The sequence below is a fragment of the Actinoalloteichus hoggarensis genome, from assembly GCF_002234535.1.
In the GTDB taxonomy this organism is placed as follows: Bacteria; Actinomycetota; Actinomycetes; order Mycobacteriales; family Pseudonocardiaceae; genus Actinoalloteichus_A; species Actinoalloteichus_A hoggarensis.
The window spans coordinates 5,602,018-5,618,443 of record NZ_CP022521.1 but is presented as its reverse complement, the minus strand read 5'-3'; the positions used below and the strand labels follow the sequence as shown (position 1 = coordinate 5,618,443).

The following is a 16,426-nucleotide window of genomic DNA, read 5'->3' as shown; positions in this document are numbered from 1 at the left end:
ACCCCGCCGACCGAGGGTCGTCGGATACCGCGATTCGAGTGGGACGTTCGTGATCCTCCCCGCAGCGCGCGACCACCGGTGGTGACGGTCGAACGTCACACTCGGCGTCCGAGTGAAAGACGCGCGATCCGCCCTCGAAGCCGATCCGGACGGGGTCTGCTGTCTCGTTGATCAGGACGCCGAGACGCGGGGGCACGGAGAGAATGCAGGTTGATCTGGCGGCACTGGGAGCTGTCGCCACGAGCGCATCGAACATCGCCGATCTGGTGGAGGAACTGGCGCCGCGGACCGTCGAGCGGGGCGCCGAGGCCGCGGGCGCCTCACCCGGCTGGGGGTTCGCCGAGCAGACACCGGTCTGCACCGAGGTGTGGCAGACGAACCTCGTCGGCCTCGCGGCGGAGATCCGCGACGCGGGCGAGAAGATCGAGCAGTCGCTGCGCCTCTACCAGGCGAACGACGAGGACGCGGCCGACGATCTCGGCCGTGTCGAGGGCGACCTCCCGTCCGCGTCGGGATCGGGGGAGCGCTGACATGCCGGACCTGGCCCAGCTGCGCGATCTCGACCCGGCCCGCTGGTCCGAGCTGGCGCAGGCGTGGAACGACTGGTCGGACGACCTGGCGCGGCAGCTCGAGGACATGGACGGGGAGGTGACCCGGCGGATCGCCGACGACGAGGTCTGGCAGGGCTTCGCCGCCGCGGCCGCCGAGCACTACGTCGACGAGATCCGCCGCCGGGGAGTGCAGAGCGTGGACGACATCCGCGATGTCGCCGACGTGTATCAGCAGGCGGCCGACGACATCACCGTGTTTCAGGACCGGCTTGCCTCGATCCTTGCCTACGCCCGAGGCGGCGGGCTGGAGGTCCGGCAGAACGGTGACGTCGGGATAGCCCCGTACGACACCACGGGAATGTCCGACGACCAGAGGATCCACGAACGCGAGGTGCGGCATCGGGCCCTGCTGGACGTGCAGGACCAGATCGCGGAGCTGTTGGGAGAGGCCGAGGACCTCGACCGCGAGTTGACCGGCCGCCTGGAACACCACAGCGCCGTGCACAGCTCGGCGGCCGACATCGCCGCGATGCAGGAGCGCATCGAGGAGCGGGCCGCCCGCGCGGCGGAACTGGCGGGCACGCGCCCGCTGACCCACGAGGAGGCCGTGGAGCTTCGCGATCTGCTGGAGCACTATGCCGAGGACCCGGTGTTCGCCACCGAGTTCCTCGAGCTGCTGGGACCGGAGAAGACCCTGGCCCTCGCCTCCGACGTGACCGGGATCGGCAACCACCTCGGCAACCCCGATCCCGAGTTGGCCAGAGGCCTCCAGATCGAACTCGGCCAGGCCCTGGCCACCGCCACCGACGGCCGCGGCGAACCCAACCTGGGCGAGCAGTGGTGGGCCGACCTCGCCGAGGCGGGGCGGCAGGAGGTGCTTCTGCCCGGCTACCGGGGCCCGGAAGGCGTCTACGGCTATCAGTTCCTCGGACCGCTGCTGAACTCGGGCGAGTACTCCTCGGAGTTCCTGGAGTTCCTCGGCGCCGACCTGATCGACTTCGAGAAGGAGAACCCGGAGGCCTGGAACACGCAGGAGGGCGTCCTCGGCGAGCCGCTGCGTTTCAACTTCATCGACGACCAGACCGCCGGGCTCGACCCGATGTACGGCCTGATGCTCGCGTTGGACGAGAACCCGCAGGCCGCGAAGGACTTCTTCTCGAAGGACGGCGAGAACCGCGTCGAGTACCTCGCCGAGCGTGAGTGGATCCCCGACTCGCTGACCAGGTCCGTCCCCGACGACCACCTGTCGGCGGGCTGGAGCAGCTTCGGCGACGCCCTGGAGGCCGCGACGCTGGAAGCGGGCCGGGACGAGGTGTCCAGGGAGATCCTCCGAGACTCCATCGGCGCCTTCGCCGACCGACCCGACGGCATCCCGCACACCATGGGCGACACCATGACGAACATGATCAGCGCGGAGATCGCCTTCGTGAACGCGGACTCGATGAACAGCGGGATCAACCCGGACGCCGCCCGGCGTGATGACATTCGGAAGGTGATCGGCGACCTGGCCGGTGACCCCGCGCAGTACGCCCAGATCCATGAAGCACAGCGGGTCTACACCGCGTTGCGGCTTGAGGAGATGGCGTCCAGCTCATTCGATCTGGGTACGCGCTACACGGATGTCGAGATGGCGGGTCGCGAAGCAGCCGTGATCTTCAACGCCTTGGACGGGGCGCGGGCCGAGGCCGGTTATGCGGAGATGACGGGTGCGGACAACGAGTACAACCAGGCCATCGAGGATCGCGCCGCGCTGACGGACTTCGTGATCGGTAACGTCGTAGGAGAGATTCCCGTCGCCGGCGGATTCCTAGGGGATGGCGTGAGCATGGTCCTGGACCAGGTGGTGGAGAACTCCCGCCGAGACGACCATTCCGCGGCTCAGGGCTGGGCTGAACATATTTATCACGGCGGTTCGACGAACGTGGAGAGGCTCGTGCTCGACGCGGTGATACGACATGAGATGTGGGGCCCGGATATGCAACCACCTGTTGAGTTGATGGTTGAGGGCAGGATGCCCCAGTACTCGGCGCTGGACGATGAACAGCGAAGAATATTCGACGAGTGGCAAAGTGGTCCCGGAAGTGGCGATCTGCGCAGCGTGATCGAAAATATCAGAGAATCCTATTATGTGGATACCTCGATTTCGCTGGGGAACGAGAACGGGTCGGGTGAATGATGCGGAGTATGCGCTCACTGTCCGCCATGGCAGCTGCGTTCGTACTGGTTTCCGGGTGTGTTGGCGCCGGTCAGGATTCGCCACCCGTGGCGTCCGACGCGGAACTTATCTGCGATAGCCTGTTGCATGGAGATTCGTGGGATGCGATGGCACTGGGGCGTGGGGGGAGGCCGGATCTGTTTCAGAATGAAGGATACGAGTTCTCTTGCGGATGGAGTTTTCGTGAGGAATTCTCCAATCGGATTCGTGTTGATCCGGCGGAGCCGATGCTCCGGGTGGCACTGCCTCGCCTCGATGAATCAGGATACAGTGCTATCGTTGCGTTCGCAATGGGTGGGCCGACTTATCAGGTGGTGTCGGTCGGTGCAACGGATGCCTTGTTGACTGTCAATGATGTCACGATCCCTGTTGAATGCTCGAAAAATTCGGATATCGGTGATTTCTGGCTGGACATCGGTTCCGGCCTGGGAGGGAGGCAGAACGACGGGTTCGTTCTGACGGAAGACGTCCAGTATAGAGATGCCATTCTGGCAGCCGGCGTCGAAGTGGCGAACAATCTCATAGATCGATGGGAGTGTGGTACGGACCCGCTCGTCGTTCCTGGCGAGCTGCCGCCGCATCCGGTGCCCGAGCCGGTGGGTGAGTCGTCGCTCTTGTGCGATCTGGTCGATCCCGCTCTCATCTCGCCGCCGGTGTCCGGGTCCCGCCATACGGTCGAGACGATGACGGGCGGTGTGGCGGAGGCGTGTCAGGTGTGGGACATCGAGAGGCCGCGGGAGCCTGGGGAGGATCTGTCGCTCATCGCGACGTTCGTGGTGTCGAGGGGCGTCATCGCGGAGACCGTGCAGGGCCGTGCCGCCGATCTGTATATGGGAACCGGGCTGGACCACAGCTGTGACGGCGAGCCGGTGCACTACCACCTGAGAGGTCTCGGAGACGGCGTCGACGATTCGCCGGACGGTGACCTCTTCGCCGCGCTCACGAGTGCCGCCGCCGAGCGGGACGGGTGCCCGCTGCCGTGATCGTCCTGCCGTGTCTCCTTGTGCTGAGCGGCCCCGCTGACCTGCCCGTCTAGAGTGGTGCCGTCCGTCGGAAGAGCATTGCAGGAGGTTGTCCGTGCGTATCGGCCGTATCGCCCACCCCCAGGGAGTGGCCTTCGTCTCGATCGAGGGCGAGCCGGACACGGACCAGGTCGCGGTCGAGATCGCGGAGCACCCGTTCGGCGAGCCCACCTACACCGGCCGTCGGTGGCCGCTGGCCGACGTGCGGGTGCTGGCGCCGATCCTGCCGAGCAAGGTCGTCTGCATCGGGAAGAACTACGCCGACCACGCCCGGGAGATGGGCGGCGAGCCGCCGGTCGACCCCGTGATCTTCATGAAGCCGTCGACCTCGGTGATCGGCCCCGGCGCGAGCATCCGGCTGCCCGCCGACTCGACGCAGGTGGACTTCGAAGGCGAGCTCGCGGCCGTCGTCGGCGCGCCGTGCCGGGACGTGTCCCCGGCCAAGGCCAAGGACGTGCTGCTGGGTTACACGATCGCCAACGACGTCACGGCGCGGGACCAGCAGAAGGCCGACGGCCAGTGGACGCGGGCCAAGGGCCACGACACCTTCTGCCCACTGGGCCCGTGGATCGACACCACCGTCGATCCGGCCGACCTGCGCATCCGCACCGAGCTGGACGGCGCGGTGCGGCAGGACTCCACGACCGCCAACCTGCTGCACGACGTCCCGGCGTTGGTGGCCTGGATCTCCCGCGTCATGACGCTGCTGCCCGGTGACGTGATCCTCACCGGCACGCCCGCCGGAGTCGGGCCGATGGTGGCAGGACAGACGGTCGCGATCACGGTGCAGGGCCTCGGCACCCTGCGGAATCCGGTCGTCCAGCGCTGACCCTGGTCACGGGACGGTCGGTCGACACCGCCGAAGATCGGATACTCGGCCGTCCCGCCCGTCCCGCGGCCTCTCATCTCGAGCGACCCTTCGCCCCGGGGGACCACTCGCCCCGGGGGACCACTCGCGCCGAGGGGCCGTTCGGCCCTCAGGCCGCCTGTCCCCGCGACCACTCCGGGCCGTTCTCGCGACCGCCCGTCCGCTCGTCTCGGTGGGCGCCCGTCCTCGCGACCCCGGCGCCGCCCGCCGGTGGCAGGTCCGCGCGCCGCTGCCGTCGTTCAGCCGGGGGCTCGACGGTCCGGGCTGGATGCGGGCCGCCGGGCGAAGGCGGGCGCGTGTTCGGGCAGCGGGCCGATTCCGACGAGTGTGGCGGGAATCGCCTGAACGGCCGGAAGCCGATCGATCAGGCGTAGCGGCAGCGGCATCCGGCCGCCGAGCTCCACCGGGGGGCTGCTCTTCAGGTCCAGGTCGCGGAACAGCCTGCGGTGCACGAGCCGTTGCGCGGTCTGGATGAGCAACGCGGGAACGATCCGGCGTCTGCCGACGCGGGCCAGGTCGCGACTGGTCAGGGTTCCGGCGAGCAGACCCGGCACGGTGATGCGGGCGGCGGCGACGGCATCCTGGATCGCCAGATTGATGCCCACGCCGCCGATGGGCGACATGGCATGCGCCGCGTCGCCGATGCAGAGCAGGCCGGGCACATGCCAGCGCCGCAGTCGGTCGAGGCGTACCCGCAGAGCGGAGACGTCGTCGAAGGAGCTCAACTCCGCCACACGGTCGGCCAGTATCGGCAGGAGCCGCGCGATCCGCGTCCGGAAGTCCTCGACGCCGCGCTCCCGCAGCGCGGCATCGGTGCCCTTGGGAATGAGATAGCCGCACTGCGAGTATTCGCCCCGGTCGATCAGGATCAGCCCCTCGCCGGGGCGGAACCGGGCTACCAGGCCCTCGGGGTCGGAATCCCGGCGTGACAGCCGGAACCACAGCACGTCCATCGGCGCGCCGAATTCTCTGGGGCGCAGACCTAGGGCGCGGCGAACGGTGGAGGAGCGGCCGTCGCAGGCCACGACGAGGTCGGCCCGCAGTTCTCCCTCGCCGGACTCGTCTCGGTAGCGGACGCCGCGCACCCGGCCGCCTGCCTGGACGACCCCGACCACCTCGGTGCGCATCCGCAGCTCGAAGGTCGGTTCCTCCGCCGCGGCGTCCCGGATCAGGTCCAGGAAGTCCCACTGCGGCACCAGCGCGATGTGCTTGTACCTGCCGGGGACCCGCCGGAGGTCGCCGACTCGGGCCACGCCCTGGTCGAGCAGCACTCGTGCCCCGTCGACCCTGCGTTGCGGCAGCGCGGCGAAGCGTTCGCCGAGGCCGAGTTCGTCCAGCAGAGTCAGGGTGGAGGGATGCACGGTGTCACCGCGGAAGTCGCGGAGGAAGTCGCCGTGCTTCTCCAGGACGGTCACGGCCACCCCGGCCCGCGCGAGCAGCAGGCCCAGCATCAATCCCGCCGGGCCGCCGCCGACCACGACACAGGTGGTCCGCTCGTCGCGCCGGTCGTCGTCTGTCTTCGGCATCATCGCCTCCTATTTCAACGCTTGTTGAATATTGTCAGGCTCCTCCCGGCCGGTGGTGCTGTCAAGGTGGGGCGGGGTGGATAGGCTGATCGGGTTATGACTGAGCCTCAGACCAGCCCTGCTGCTGTCCGCGTCCGTTTCTGTCCGTCGCCGACCGGCACCCCGCACGTGGGCCTGATCCGGACCGCCCTGTTCAACTGGGCGTTCGCCAGGCACAACAAGGGCAGCCTGGTGTTCCGCATCGAGGACACCGACGCGGCCCGGGACTCCGAGGAGTCCTATCTGGCCCTGTTGGACGCCATGCGATGGCTGGGGCTGGACTGGGACGAGGGCCCCGAGGTCGGCGGCGAGTACGGCCCGTACCGGCAGAGCGAGCGTCGCGAGCTGCACCTGGCCGTGGTCGAGAAGCTCCGTGCCGCGGGCGAGGTCTACGAGTCGTTCTCCACGCCAGAGGAGATCGAGGCGCGCCACCGTGCCGCCGGCCGTGACCCCAAGCTCGGTTACGACGGCGCCGACCGCGATCTGACCGAACAGCGGCGCGCCGAGCTGCGTGCCGAGGGCAGACTGCCGGTGCTGCGGCTGCGGATGCCCGACTCGGACATCACCTTCGACGACCTGGTTCGGGGCGAGGTGACCTTCAAGGCGGGCTCCGTGCCGGACCCGGTGCTGGTCCGAGGCAACGGCGAACCGCTTTACACGCTCGTCAATCCCGTCGACGACGCCATGATGAAGATCACTCATGTGCTGCGCGGCGAAGACCTGCTCTCCTCGACGCCCCGACAGATCGCGCTGTACGAGGCGTTGCGGCGGATCGGCGTAGCCGAGCTCGTCCCGCGGTTCGGTCACCTGCCGCTGGTGCAGGGCGAGGGGAACCGCAAGCTCTCCAAGCGCGACCCGCAGTCGAACCTCTTCAACTACCGCGACCGCGGCTTCCTGCCCGAAGGCCTGCTCAACTACCTCGCGCTGCTGGGCTGGGCGATCGCCGAGGACCGCGACGTGTTCACCCGCGAGGAGATGGCCGAGGCGTTCGACGTCCGTCAGGTCAGCTCCAACCCGGCACGCTTCGACCTGAAGAAGGCCGAGGCGATCAACGCCACCCACCTGCGGGCGCTGCCCGTCGAGGAGTTCGCGCGTCGGGCCGTTCCGTACCTGACCGACGGCGGGCTGCTGCCCTCGGAGCCGACGGCGGAGCAGCTGGCGGTGCTCGCCGCCGCCGCGCCGCTGGTGCAGGAACGGCTGATCGTCCTCTCCGACGTCGTCGGAATGCTGCGATTCCTCTTCGTGTCCGACGCGGACTTCGCCCCCGAGCCGGAGGCCGCGGCCAAGGCGCTCGACGCGGCGGCCGGGCCGGTGCTGACCGCGGCGATCGAGGCGCTGGACACGCTGAACGACTGGACCACCGAGGCGATCGAGGGTGCGCTGAAGACGGCGCTGGTGGACGGACTCGGTCTCAAGCCGAGGAAGGCGTTCGCACCGGTTCGGGTGGCGGTGACGGGCCGCACCGTCTCGCCGCCGCTGTACGAGTCGATGGAGCTGCTGGGGCGCGAGCGCACGCTCGGGAGGCTGCGGAAGGCTCTCGATCAGGCACAGTGAGGCTCACCCGGTCGTGACCTTCGTGGTCACGACCGGTGTTCGTTCACGGCTTGTCACGAGCTGTATCGAGGAAGCTCCGGCCGGATCACCTTGTCAGCCGAGTTCATCGCGTCGCGTGCACGCCTAACCTCACGGGGTGACATCTGCCCTAGTCTCGCCTTCTACGCTGCCCAGCGGCAGCATCCGCGCGGTCTGCCTCGACATCGACGACACCCTGGTCGACTACGAGACCTCGGCCCGATCGGGCCTCGCAGCGCTCCTCGGCCATGACGACGCCTGGCCTGCGTGGCGCAGGACCACCGATCTTCACCATCTCCGCTATCACGCGGGTGAGGTCGACTTCGACACCATGCGCCGAGAGAGAACCAAGGAGTTCTTCGCCGACCTGGGCGAGGAACTCGATGACGGCGAGGCCGCCGAACGCGAAGAACATCGATTGTCCTGCATCGCTCAGACCTGGCAGCTCTTCGATGACGCCTGGCCCTGCCTGAAGTGGCTGAAGGCGAGCGGCCTGCGACTGGCTGTGATTACCAATGCGGCCTCGCGTTATCAGCGACGGAAACTGAAGGCGGTCGGTCTCATCGATGCCTTCGATCACGTGGTGATCTCCGAAGAACTCGGTATCGGCAAACCGGATCCCATGATCTTCCACACAGCCTGCGAGGCGCTCGGCGTCGCACCGAGCGAGACCATCCATGTCGGCGACCGGCTGGATCTGGACGCCTCGGGCGCGGTCGCCGCGGGACTGCACGGAGTCTGGCTGGATCGGCGGGGCGAGGCGGACGGGGTGCCGGTGGGCGTCTCGGTCATCTCCAGCCTGTCGGAACTCCCCGACCTGGTCTTTCCTCGGCTGCCGCACCCTCGCTGACCTCGCGCGACGGTGCGGGCGCCTGCTCTGCGGGGAGCCGATTTCGCATCTGGGGGGATGGTGGTCTAATATCTGTCACCGGAACGGGGAGCGGGTCGCCGGAGACGGAGATCAGCCCGCCGGGACAGTGGGGTATGGTGTAATTGGCAGCACGGCAGATTCTGGCTCTGTTGGTCTAGGTTCGAGTCCTGGTACCCCAGCTGAAAGACACAAAACCGAGTGTGGTAGGGTCTTTCACAGCAAGACGGACAAGAGAATAACCAAGGCCCCGTCGTCTAGCGGCCTAGGACGCCGCCCTCTCAAGGCGGTAGCGCGGGTTCAAATCCCGTCGGGGCTACCTGGGAATAAATGGGACCTATTCGACAGAAGTGTCGAATAGGTCCCATTTTCTTTTTCTGTCATCGTCGATGTGGTGCGAGTCCCGGGCGGCCGCACCCGTGTTTCCCGAGGCCGGAGGCGGCGACCGCGGACCTGTCTCGGGGCACGACATGGCTGAGGTGTCGCCTGCGGGCCGAGCCTGTGCGCCGGCAGGCGTGAGCGGATCCGTGGGTCGGTCCATCCCGGCTGCCACACCGACGCCGCCGACCGGCGACGGGCTGAGGGACCCGCGCTCCGCGACGTCCTCGGCGAACGCGTTGGTCGGTGTCCGGCTCTCCCTGCTGAGTGAGAACCGCCGGCCGGACCTTCACGTTCGACGACCTGCCGCGCCACCGCCGGACGGGATCGGCTGATCCGACTCACGAGTCGCTCTCGATCCGATCGGCGTGAGGCGGCGCCCCGCACGGAGCGGGCCTGCCCGAACCTCTCGCACGCGACGGAGTCTGCGAATCCCGCTGTCGAAGTCCTGTGTCGACCGGACTCGTCCGGCGGCTCGGGGTCGCCGCCCTCGGCAGGCCGAGCGCCTGCGGTGTCGTCTCGGGGCTCAGCACGGCCGTAGGGCGGCGAAAGGTCGGCGCCGAGCCGGAGGGGGCCGCCGCGGACGGTGCGGGCGTCTCCGCGGCGCACGGCAGGCTGACGGCGGTACGGGGAACGTCCGCCGTTGCCTCGAATCCGACCGGTCTCGATCTCGCGCCGTCGTGAATCCGCACGGTCCCGACCGCGCACCGCCTCGTACTCGCGCCGTCCTGGACCGGCACCGTCCCGAACCCGTACGAGCGCGAGACGTCGCGAAGGCCGAGCAGGCGATGCGCCGCGACCGCCTGCTCCCTCACCGTCGCGGCCCGAGCCAGTACGAGGAGCCCGAACCGCATCGGACCCGGAAAGGGCACCGCGCCGGGGACCCGGCCACGTTCGAAGTCGCGGCAGCATGGGCCCCGGACCACGGTCGGGCCTGCGTCGCCGGTCGACGCAGGCCTCGGCATCGGCGGGCCGTTCTCGAACCAGCCCCGGATCAGGCCGCCGCAGGCCACCTGTCGGCGCCCACGTCGGCTGATCCACTCCGATGGTGTCGTGAATCACCCGCCCGGCGGGCGGCGGTGTCCCGGCGCCACGCTCCGGCATGCCTGCTCATCCTGACCCTGGGGTGTCGCACCGCGTGAGTGCGCGAAGCCGTGTGGCGAGAGGCGGGGCGGGAGACAGCGGGGCGACCGGCATCGTGAGCGAGGACACCGCGCGTCTCGGCCCGCAGTGTGTTCGGGACGCATCGCGAGCCGCAGGGTGCCGCCGACGAACCCTCGCGGTCGGGTCTCTGCCCAGGGACCCGCCGCCACAGGAGACCCCGCCCAGGCCACCGTGCCGGGCGCGCGTGCCATCCGTGCCGTGGTCGCGATTCCGCCGCTGCGGGCGAGCCCGGTGCGAGGCTCTTCAGAGCCGAGACTGGAGTGCCTCGGCCGCCGCCAGGAGATCGGACGCCCACCGGGCGCCCGGCTTCCGACCGATCCGATCGACCGGCCCGGACACCGAGATCGCCGCGATCACGGCACTCGCGCTGTCACGCACCGGGGCGGAGACGCTGGCGACCCCCGGCTCCCGTTCGGCGACGCTCTGCGCCCAGCCCCGGCGTCGGACCTCCACCAGCGTCCGCTCGCCGTAGACGGCGTCGGCCAGCACCGCCCGCTGGGTGCCGGGGTCCGCCCAGGCGGCCAGGACCTTCGCCCCGGAGCCCGCCGTCATCGACAGCCTGCTGCCGATGGGGACCGTGTCCCGCAGTCCGCTCGGCGGCTCGGCCGTCGCGATGCAGACCCGCTGCATCCCGTCGCGCCGGTAGAGCTGGACGCTCTCGCCGGTGATGTCCCGCAGTCTGGGCAGCACGGAGGCGGACGCCTCCAGCAGCGGGTCGCTGGCCGTGCCCGCCAGCTCGCTCAGGGCCGCCCCGGGGCGCCAGCGGCCGTCGGCCCCTCTGCGGAGCAGTCGGTGCACCTCCAGGCCGACCGCGAGCCGGTGCGCGGTCGCCCTGGGCAGGCCGGTTCGTGCGCAGAGTTCGGCGAGTCCGCAGGGGTCGTCCGCCACCGCGCTGAGGACGGCCACTGCCTTGTCCAGTACACCGATGCCGCTATGCTGTCCCACGAACCGATACTAACTTCTCGCGATCTGGGATGTCCAGATGGTGGGACAGAGACCTCGATGGGGAGGAGCGATGGCTCGCACACTCGCGGAGAAGGTGTGGGACGCGCACGTCGTGCGGCAGGGCAGTGGTGACGAGCCGGATCTGCTCTACATCGACCTGCACCTCGTGCACGAGGTGACCAGCCCGCAGGCCTTCGACGGGCTGCGGCTCGCGAACCGCCCGGTCCGCAGGCCGGACCTGACGATCGCCACCGAGGACCACAACGTCCCCACCACCGACATCGACCAGCCGATCGCCGATCTCGTGTCGCGTACCCAGGTCGACACCCTGCGCCGCAACTGCGCGGAGTTCGGCGTCCGACTGCACTCGATGGGCGACGACGAACAGGGCATCGTCCACGTGGTGGGACCGCAGCTCGGGCTCACCCAACCCGGCATGACGGTCGTCTGCGGCGACAGCCACACCTCGACGCACGGCGCCTTCGGCTCGATCGCGCTGGGCATCGGCACCTCGGAGGTCGAGCACGTCCTCGCCACGCAGACGCTGCCGCTGCGCCCGTTCAAGACGATGGCCGTCACCATCAACGGAACCCTGCGCCCCGGCGTCACGAGCAAGGACGTCATCCTCGCCGTGATCGCCCGGATCGGCACCGGCGGCGGTCAGGGATACGTCCTGGAGTACCGGGGCAGCGCGATCGAGGCGCTGTCGATGGAGGCCAGGATGACGGTCTGCAACATGTCCATCGAGGCGGGCGCGCGAGCGGGGCTCATCGCGCCGGACGAGACCACCTTCGCCTATCTCAAGGACCGGCCGCACGCGCCGCAGGGCGCCGAGTGGGACGAGGCCGTCGAGTACTGGCGCACGCTGCGCACCGACCCCGACGCCGAATTCGACGCCGAGGTGGTCATCGACGCCGACTCCCTCGCGCCCTTCGTCACCTGGGGCACCAACCCGGGACAGGGGCTGCCGTTGTCCGCCTCGGTTCCCGACCCCGAGGCCATCGCCGACGAGAACGAGCGGTTCGCGGCCGAGAAGGCCCTGACCTACATGGGGCTGGAACCCGGCACTCCGCTGCGGGAGATCCCGGTCGACACCGTGTTCCTCGGCTCCTGCACCAACGGTCGGATCGAGGACCTGCGGGCCGCCGCCGAGGTCATCCGAGGCCGCACGGTCGCGGGCGGCGTGCGGATGCTCGTGGTGCCGGGCTCGATGAAGGTGCGCAGTCAGGCCGAGGCCGAAGGCCTGCACGAGGTGTTCGCCACGGCGGGTGCCGAATGGCGTTCCGCGGGCTGTTCGATGTGTCTGGGCATGAATCCCGACCAGCTCAAGCCGGGAGAGCGCAGCGCGTCGACGTCCAATCGGAACTTCGAGGGCAGGCAGGGGCGTGGCGGTCGGACCCACCTCGTCTCGCCGCTGGTCGCCGCCGCGACCGCGGTACGCGGCACGCTGTCCTCACCCGAGGACCTGAACTGAGGCGTCCGGAACCGCTCGGCACGCACGTCCGGACCTTGCGCGCGGGCGACACCGAAGGCTCTCGTGGACCGGCGGCCAGGGCCCGAGGAGGCACTCGGGCACGGGTCCGGACGACCGCGTGCGGCGCACGACGACTCGCCCTCCACCACCATCACGCACGATGACGAACAGGATCTCGACGACATGCAGGCGTTCACCACGCACACCGGTGTCGGCGTCCCGCTGCGGCGCTCGAACGTCGACACCGACCAGATCATCCCCGCCGTCTACCTCAAGCGCGTCAGCCGAACCGGCTTCGGCGACGGGCTCTTCGCGGCCTGGCGGACCGACGAGCACTTCGTCCTGAACCAGGAGCCCTTCCGCGCGGGCAGCGTCCTCGTGGCGGGTCCGGACTTCGGCACCGGATCCTCCCGGGAGCACGCCGTGTGGGCGCTGAGCGACTACGGCTTCCGCGTCGTCGTCTCCGCTCGCTTCGCGGACATCTTCCGGGGCAACGCGGGCAAGCAGGGACTGCTCGCCGCGCAGTGCGAGCAGTCCGACGTCGAGCAGCTCTGGAAGCTGCTGGAGACCGAGCCCGGCACCGAGTTGACGGTGGACCTGCGGGAGAAGACGATCGTCGCGAAGGACCTCACGGTCCGCTTCCACGTGGACGACTACACGCGGTGGCGCCTCCTGGAAGGCCTGGACGACATCGCGCTGACGCTGCGTCATGCGGATGACATCAACACTTTCGAGCAGGATCGCCCATCCCGGCTTCCGACCACGCTTCCGGCGCGGCTCGGTTGATTCGCGATAGCCGGATCTCCTTGTGGGCAAAGGAGATCCGGCGTTCACCATCGGTCTCGTCGCGGCGCTGAAACGGCACCGAGGACATCCCGTGCGACGCATTCTCAAGCCCTGGACATGGAAGCCGCTCGTCGGACACGTGGCGAAGGTCGGAAACCGGGCTTACGGTGACGCCAGAGCCGGCCGGAATGAGCAGGCTCCCCTCGCGCTACCAGGGCTGCGAGCGCACTGTTCGTCTCGGGAGGGACCGAAAGTGAACAAGGCAGAGCTCGTCGACGCGCTTTCGCAGCGTCTCGGCGACAAGAAGACCGCCGGTGCCGCGGTCGACGAACTCCTCGACGTCATCGTCCGAAGCGTCAACAAGGGCGACAAAGTGAACATCTCGGGATTCGGAGTCTTCGAGAAGAGAGCCAGAGCCGCCCGGACCGCACGGAATCCCCGCACCGGGGAGGCCGTGAAGGTCAAGAAGACGACGGTGCCGGCCTTCCGGCCCGGAACGAATTTCAAAGAGGTCATCGACGGCAGTCGTAAGCTGCCGCGCCTGCCCACCCAGCGGTCGACGAGCACCTCCGCCCGGTCGACCACGCAGGAGTCCAAGCCGTCCTCGCGGTCCGGATCGACCTCGAAGTCCTCGACCAGCCGGGCGAGTTCCAGTGGCAGCCGCTCCACCGGCACTCGGTCGACCACCGGGCGCAGCACGTCCGGGACCAGCCGAAGCAGGCCCTCGACGACCGGCAGCCGGTCCTCGTCGGCCTCGTCGAGCAGCCGGAGCACCTCCGCCCGTTCCACCGGACGCAGCACCACGAAATCGGGGACCAGCCGGTCGACGACGGCGAAGAGCGCGCCCGCGGGCTCGTCCTCGTCCAGCCGAACCACCACCGCGGCCCGCCCGTCGAGCCGCAGCACCACGCGCAAGAGCACCGCCAAGCCGTCGAGCTCCTCGTCCACGGGGACGCGGTCGACGAGCAGCACCAGAAGCGGCTCGACCACGAAGGCCGCCACGAGCCGGAGCACGACCCGCTCCGGTACGAGCCGCTCGGCGGCCAAGCCGACGAGCCGGTCGAGCAGCACCCGTAAGAAGTAGCGGGCGAGCGGTGGGCCGGATCCCGGCCCACCGCCCGTGCCTCGCGAGACCGGCGCCGACGCCGGCCGTTCGGGGCCGTCCCCGCGGCGGAGTCCTCGGCCCACCGCCCGCGTTCTGCGGCCCGGCGCCCGCGGCCTGCCGCCCGGCGCCCGCCGTCGGTCCGCGGCGGTCCGGCTGACTGCGGCGGTCCTGGCGATCACGAGGGCCTGTCGATCGGGGGTGTCCTGCCCGTCGGGGCTGTCGTGTCGCGGCGAGGGCGGTGCCGCCGCGCGGGCCCGTACCGACGTCTTCTGCCCGCCAGGCTCTCTCCTGCCTGCCCTCTCGTCCCGCTGCGGGCCCGCTCGCTCGTCGGCGGAGCGTCGGGAACGGGCCGGTCCGGACGGATGGACCGGAAAGCGCCGGACTGGAGCGGACGGGGCGGACCGGACGGGCCGATGCCGCGGTGGTCGAGCATCGAACCGGTGGCCTCGAATCTCCACCCGGCCGTCGAGCCATCGGGCCCCGGTGACGGCTTCGCGGCACGGCGCACGGCCGGCTCCCCGCCTGCCGACGTCCTGTCGGGCCGCCGTGGCGAAGAGTGACCGCGTGGTCGGGACGGACGCTCGGACCGCTCACCGGCACCGGCCCGGCGTGACGTCGGAGGCGCGGTCCTCCCCATTCAGGGGCATCGACGGAGCCGCCGACCCGTTGAGCCGCGCACCCGCCGGACCCGACGGCCGAACGGTGTCGATGTGCCCGGCGGCTGCCGGCGCGTCGCACGGTTCGTGCGGCCTCGCCGGTCCGCCCCGCCGAGTCTCGGCTCATACCGGCCACGGACAGCCCACGCCGGCCCGCGCCGCCTGCGCCGACCTGCCCCGTCTCGGCTTGCTACACCGCCTGCCGGCTCACCGCGTCGCCCGGCAGATCACCAGTGTTCCGCGCTGCTCAGATACTCGCTGCCGATGAGGACCGGCCGGGTCGGATGGAAAGACAGCACCCACAGGCTGCCCTTCTTGCTCGGCGGCTCCGCGTCGTCCGGCGTCGCGTTCCAGACCCCCGCCGAGTCCCCGCCCGTCACCGCATCCGTCAGCGGCCGCACCAGACCGGGGATCACCCCGCCCTGGCTGCACACCAGCGTCGTCGTCGCCTCGTCCAGCATGGCCATCAGGCGCAGGCGGGCCCGCTCCGGATCGGCGGCATAGGCCTCTTCGCTCAGCGCGGACTCGTCGTGGACGGGCAGCCCGAGCAGCGCCGCCGTCCCTGCCACCGTCTGCCTGCATCGCGTCCTCGGCGCCGAGCACACCCGGCTCGGCGCGAACAGCGGCAGCAGCCGGTCGAGCGCGGCGGACTGGCGCCTGCCCGCCCGGCTCAACGGCCGAAGCTCGTCCGGCTGAGACCATTTGGCGCGGCTCCCCGCCTTCGCATGGCGGACCAGCAGAATCGTGCGGGAGTCGCCGTCCAGCTCGGCGAAACGACGCAGGATGACGCGGTCATGCGGGTAGGTGAGCCGGTCGGCGGCCTCGGCCTGCGAGAACCAGCGGACCTGATCGACCTCGTCGTCGCCCGGCCGCTCGACGACGTCGGTCACCTGTCTGGCCGCGTAGTAGGTCACCGTCTTGCGGATCAGGCCCTCCCCGCCCGCGGCGGGCAGCGTGTAGCTCACCTCGCCGAGCAGGCGGTCCAACACCGGCCGCACGCCCGTCTCCTCGGCGGTCTCCCGGACCGCCGTGGCATGTCGTGTCTCGCCCGGCTCCGCCTTGCCCTTGGGCAGCGACCAGTCGTCATAGCGGGGTCGGTGCACCAGCGCGACCTCGCGGACGGTCGTGCCCGAGCGCGCGCCGAGACGCCAGAGGACGACGCCCGCGGCCCTGACGTGCTTCGCTGTTCGTACACCGTGGTCTTTCGCGGCAGCCATCGTCCCCCACCCCGATCCTGGTCGGCGAATGCCCGTCGAG

At 69.8% G+C, this 16,426-nt stretch carries 12 protein-coding genes and 2 tRNA genes; 11 read left to right on the top strand and 3 right to left on the bottom strand.

The genetic code is table 11. The annotated features are described in order from the left end of the window. Positions 1-203 precede the first annotated feature (203 nt). The 4 genes from AHOG_RS23925 to AHOG_RS23910 all read left to right on the top strand — a co-directional run bounded on the left by AHOG_RS23925 (position 204) and on the right by AHOG_RS23910 (position 4,617). Positions 204-530 carry a hypothetical protein gene (locus AHOG_RS23925; protein ID WP_093943335.1) on the top strand — a complete coding sequence of 109 codons (327 nt, stop codon included), beginning with the start codon at positions 204-206 and terminating at the stop codon, positions 528-530. A gap of 1 nt (position 531) precedes the next feature. Continuing rightward, a complete protein-coding gene (locus AHOG_RS23920; RefSeq protein ID WP_093943334.1) occupies positions 532-2,727 on the top strand; it encodes a hypothetical protein in 2,196 nt (731 codons plus the stop codon). A 26-nt stretch (positions 2,728-2,753) separates the two neighbouring features. Beyond that, entirely contained in the window at positions 2,754-3,749 is a 996-nt protein-coding gene (locus AHOG_RS28900) for a hypothetical protein (protein WP_157737020.1), read from the top strand. 94 nt (positions 3,750-3,843) lie between these two features. Further along, entirely contained in the window at positions 3,844-4,617 is a 774-nt protein-coding gene (locus tag AHOG_RS23910) for a fumarylacetoacetate hydrolase family protein (protein WP_093943332.1), read from the top strand. A 278-nt stretch (positions 4,618-4,895) separates the two neighbouring features. Here the strand turns inward: AHOG_RS23910 and AHOG_RS23905 are convergent, their stop codons facing one another. Continuing rightward, entirely contained in the window at positions 4,896-6,185 is a 1,290-nt protein-coding gene (locus AHOG_RS23905; protein WP_245856417.1) for an FAD-dependent oxidoreductase, read from the bottom strand. A gap of 93 nt (positions 6,186-6,278) precedes the next feature. Here AHOG_RS23905 and gltX point away from each other — a divergent pair, with 93 nt between their 5' ends. From gltX to AHOG_RS23885, 4 genes are all read left to right on the top strand, one after another. Next, the gene (gene gltX, locus AHOG_RS23900; RefSeq protein WP_093943331.1) at positions 6,279-7,775 is read left to right on the top strand and encodes a glutamate--tRNA ligase; all 1,497 of its coding nucleotides are present in this window, start codon (positions 6,279-6,281) and stop codon (positions 7,773-7,775) included. A gap of 136 nt (positions 7,776-7,911) precedes the next feature. Continuing rightward, positions 7,912-8,643: an HAD family hydrolase gene (locus AHOG_RS23895; protein WP_093943330.1), complete on the top strand. Its 732-nt coding sequence runs from the start codon at positions 7,912-7,914 to the stop codon at positions 8,641-8,643. 128 nt (positions 8,644-8,771) lie between these two features. Continuing rightward, a tRNA-Gln gene (locus AHOG_RS23890) sits at positions 8,772-8,843 on the top strand. A 64-nt stretch (positions 8,844-8,907) separates the two neighbouring features. Further along, positions 8,908-8,980: transfer RNA gene (locus tag AHOG_RS23885), tRNA-Glu, on the top strand. Positions 8,981-10,446: 1,466 nt separating this feature from the next. Here the strand turns inward: AHOG_RS23885 and AHOG_RS23875 are convergent. Further along, positions 10,447-11,148: an IclR family transcriptional regulator gene (locus AHOG_RS23875; protein ID WP_169725901.1), complete on the bottom strand. Its 702-nt coding sequence runs from the start codon at positions 11,146-11,148 to the stop codon at positions 10,447-10,449. 70 nt (positions 11,149-11,218) lie between these two features. Between AHOG_RS23875 and leuC the strand changes: the two genes are divergently transcribed. The 3 genes from leuC to AHOG_RS23860 all read left to right on the top strand — a co-directional run bounded on the left by leuC (position 11,219) and on the right by AHOG_RS23860 (position 14,492). Beyond that, entirely contained in the window at positions 11,219-12,622 is a 1,404-nt protein-coding gene (leuC, locus tag AHOG_RS23870; RefSeq protein WP_093943327.1) for a 3-isopropylmalate dehydratase large subunit, read from the top strand. 183 nt (positions 12,623-12,805) lie between these two features. Continuing rightward, positions 12,806-13,408, top strand: coding sequence for a 3-isopropylmalate dehydratase small subunit (gene leuD, locus AHOG_RS23865; RefSeq protein ID WP_093944759.1), 603 nt, complete (start codon positions 12,806-12,808; stop codon positions 13,406-13,408). 22 nt (positions 13,409-13,430) lie between these two features. After that, positions 13,431-14,492, top strand: coding sequence for an HU family DNA-binding protein (locus AHOG_RS23860; RefSeq protein ID WP_342746043.1), 1,062 nt, complete (start codon positions 13,431-13,433; stop codon positions 14,490-14,492). A gap of 904 nt (positions 14,493-15,396) precedes the next feature. Here AHOG_RS23860 and AHOG_RS23850 read toward each other — a convergent pair. Further along, positions 15,397-16,386, bottom strand: coding sequence for an NUDIX hydrolase (locus AHOG_RS23850; protein ID WP_093943324.1), 990 nt, complete (start codon positions 16,384-16,386; stop codon positions 15,397-15,399). Positions 16,387-16,426 lie beyond the last annotated feature (40 nt).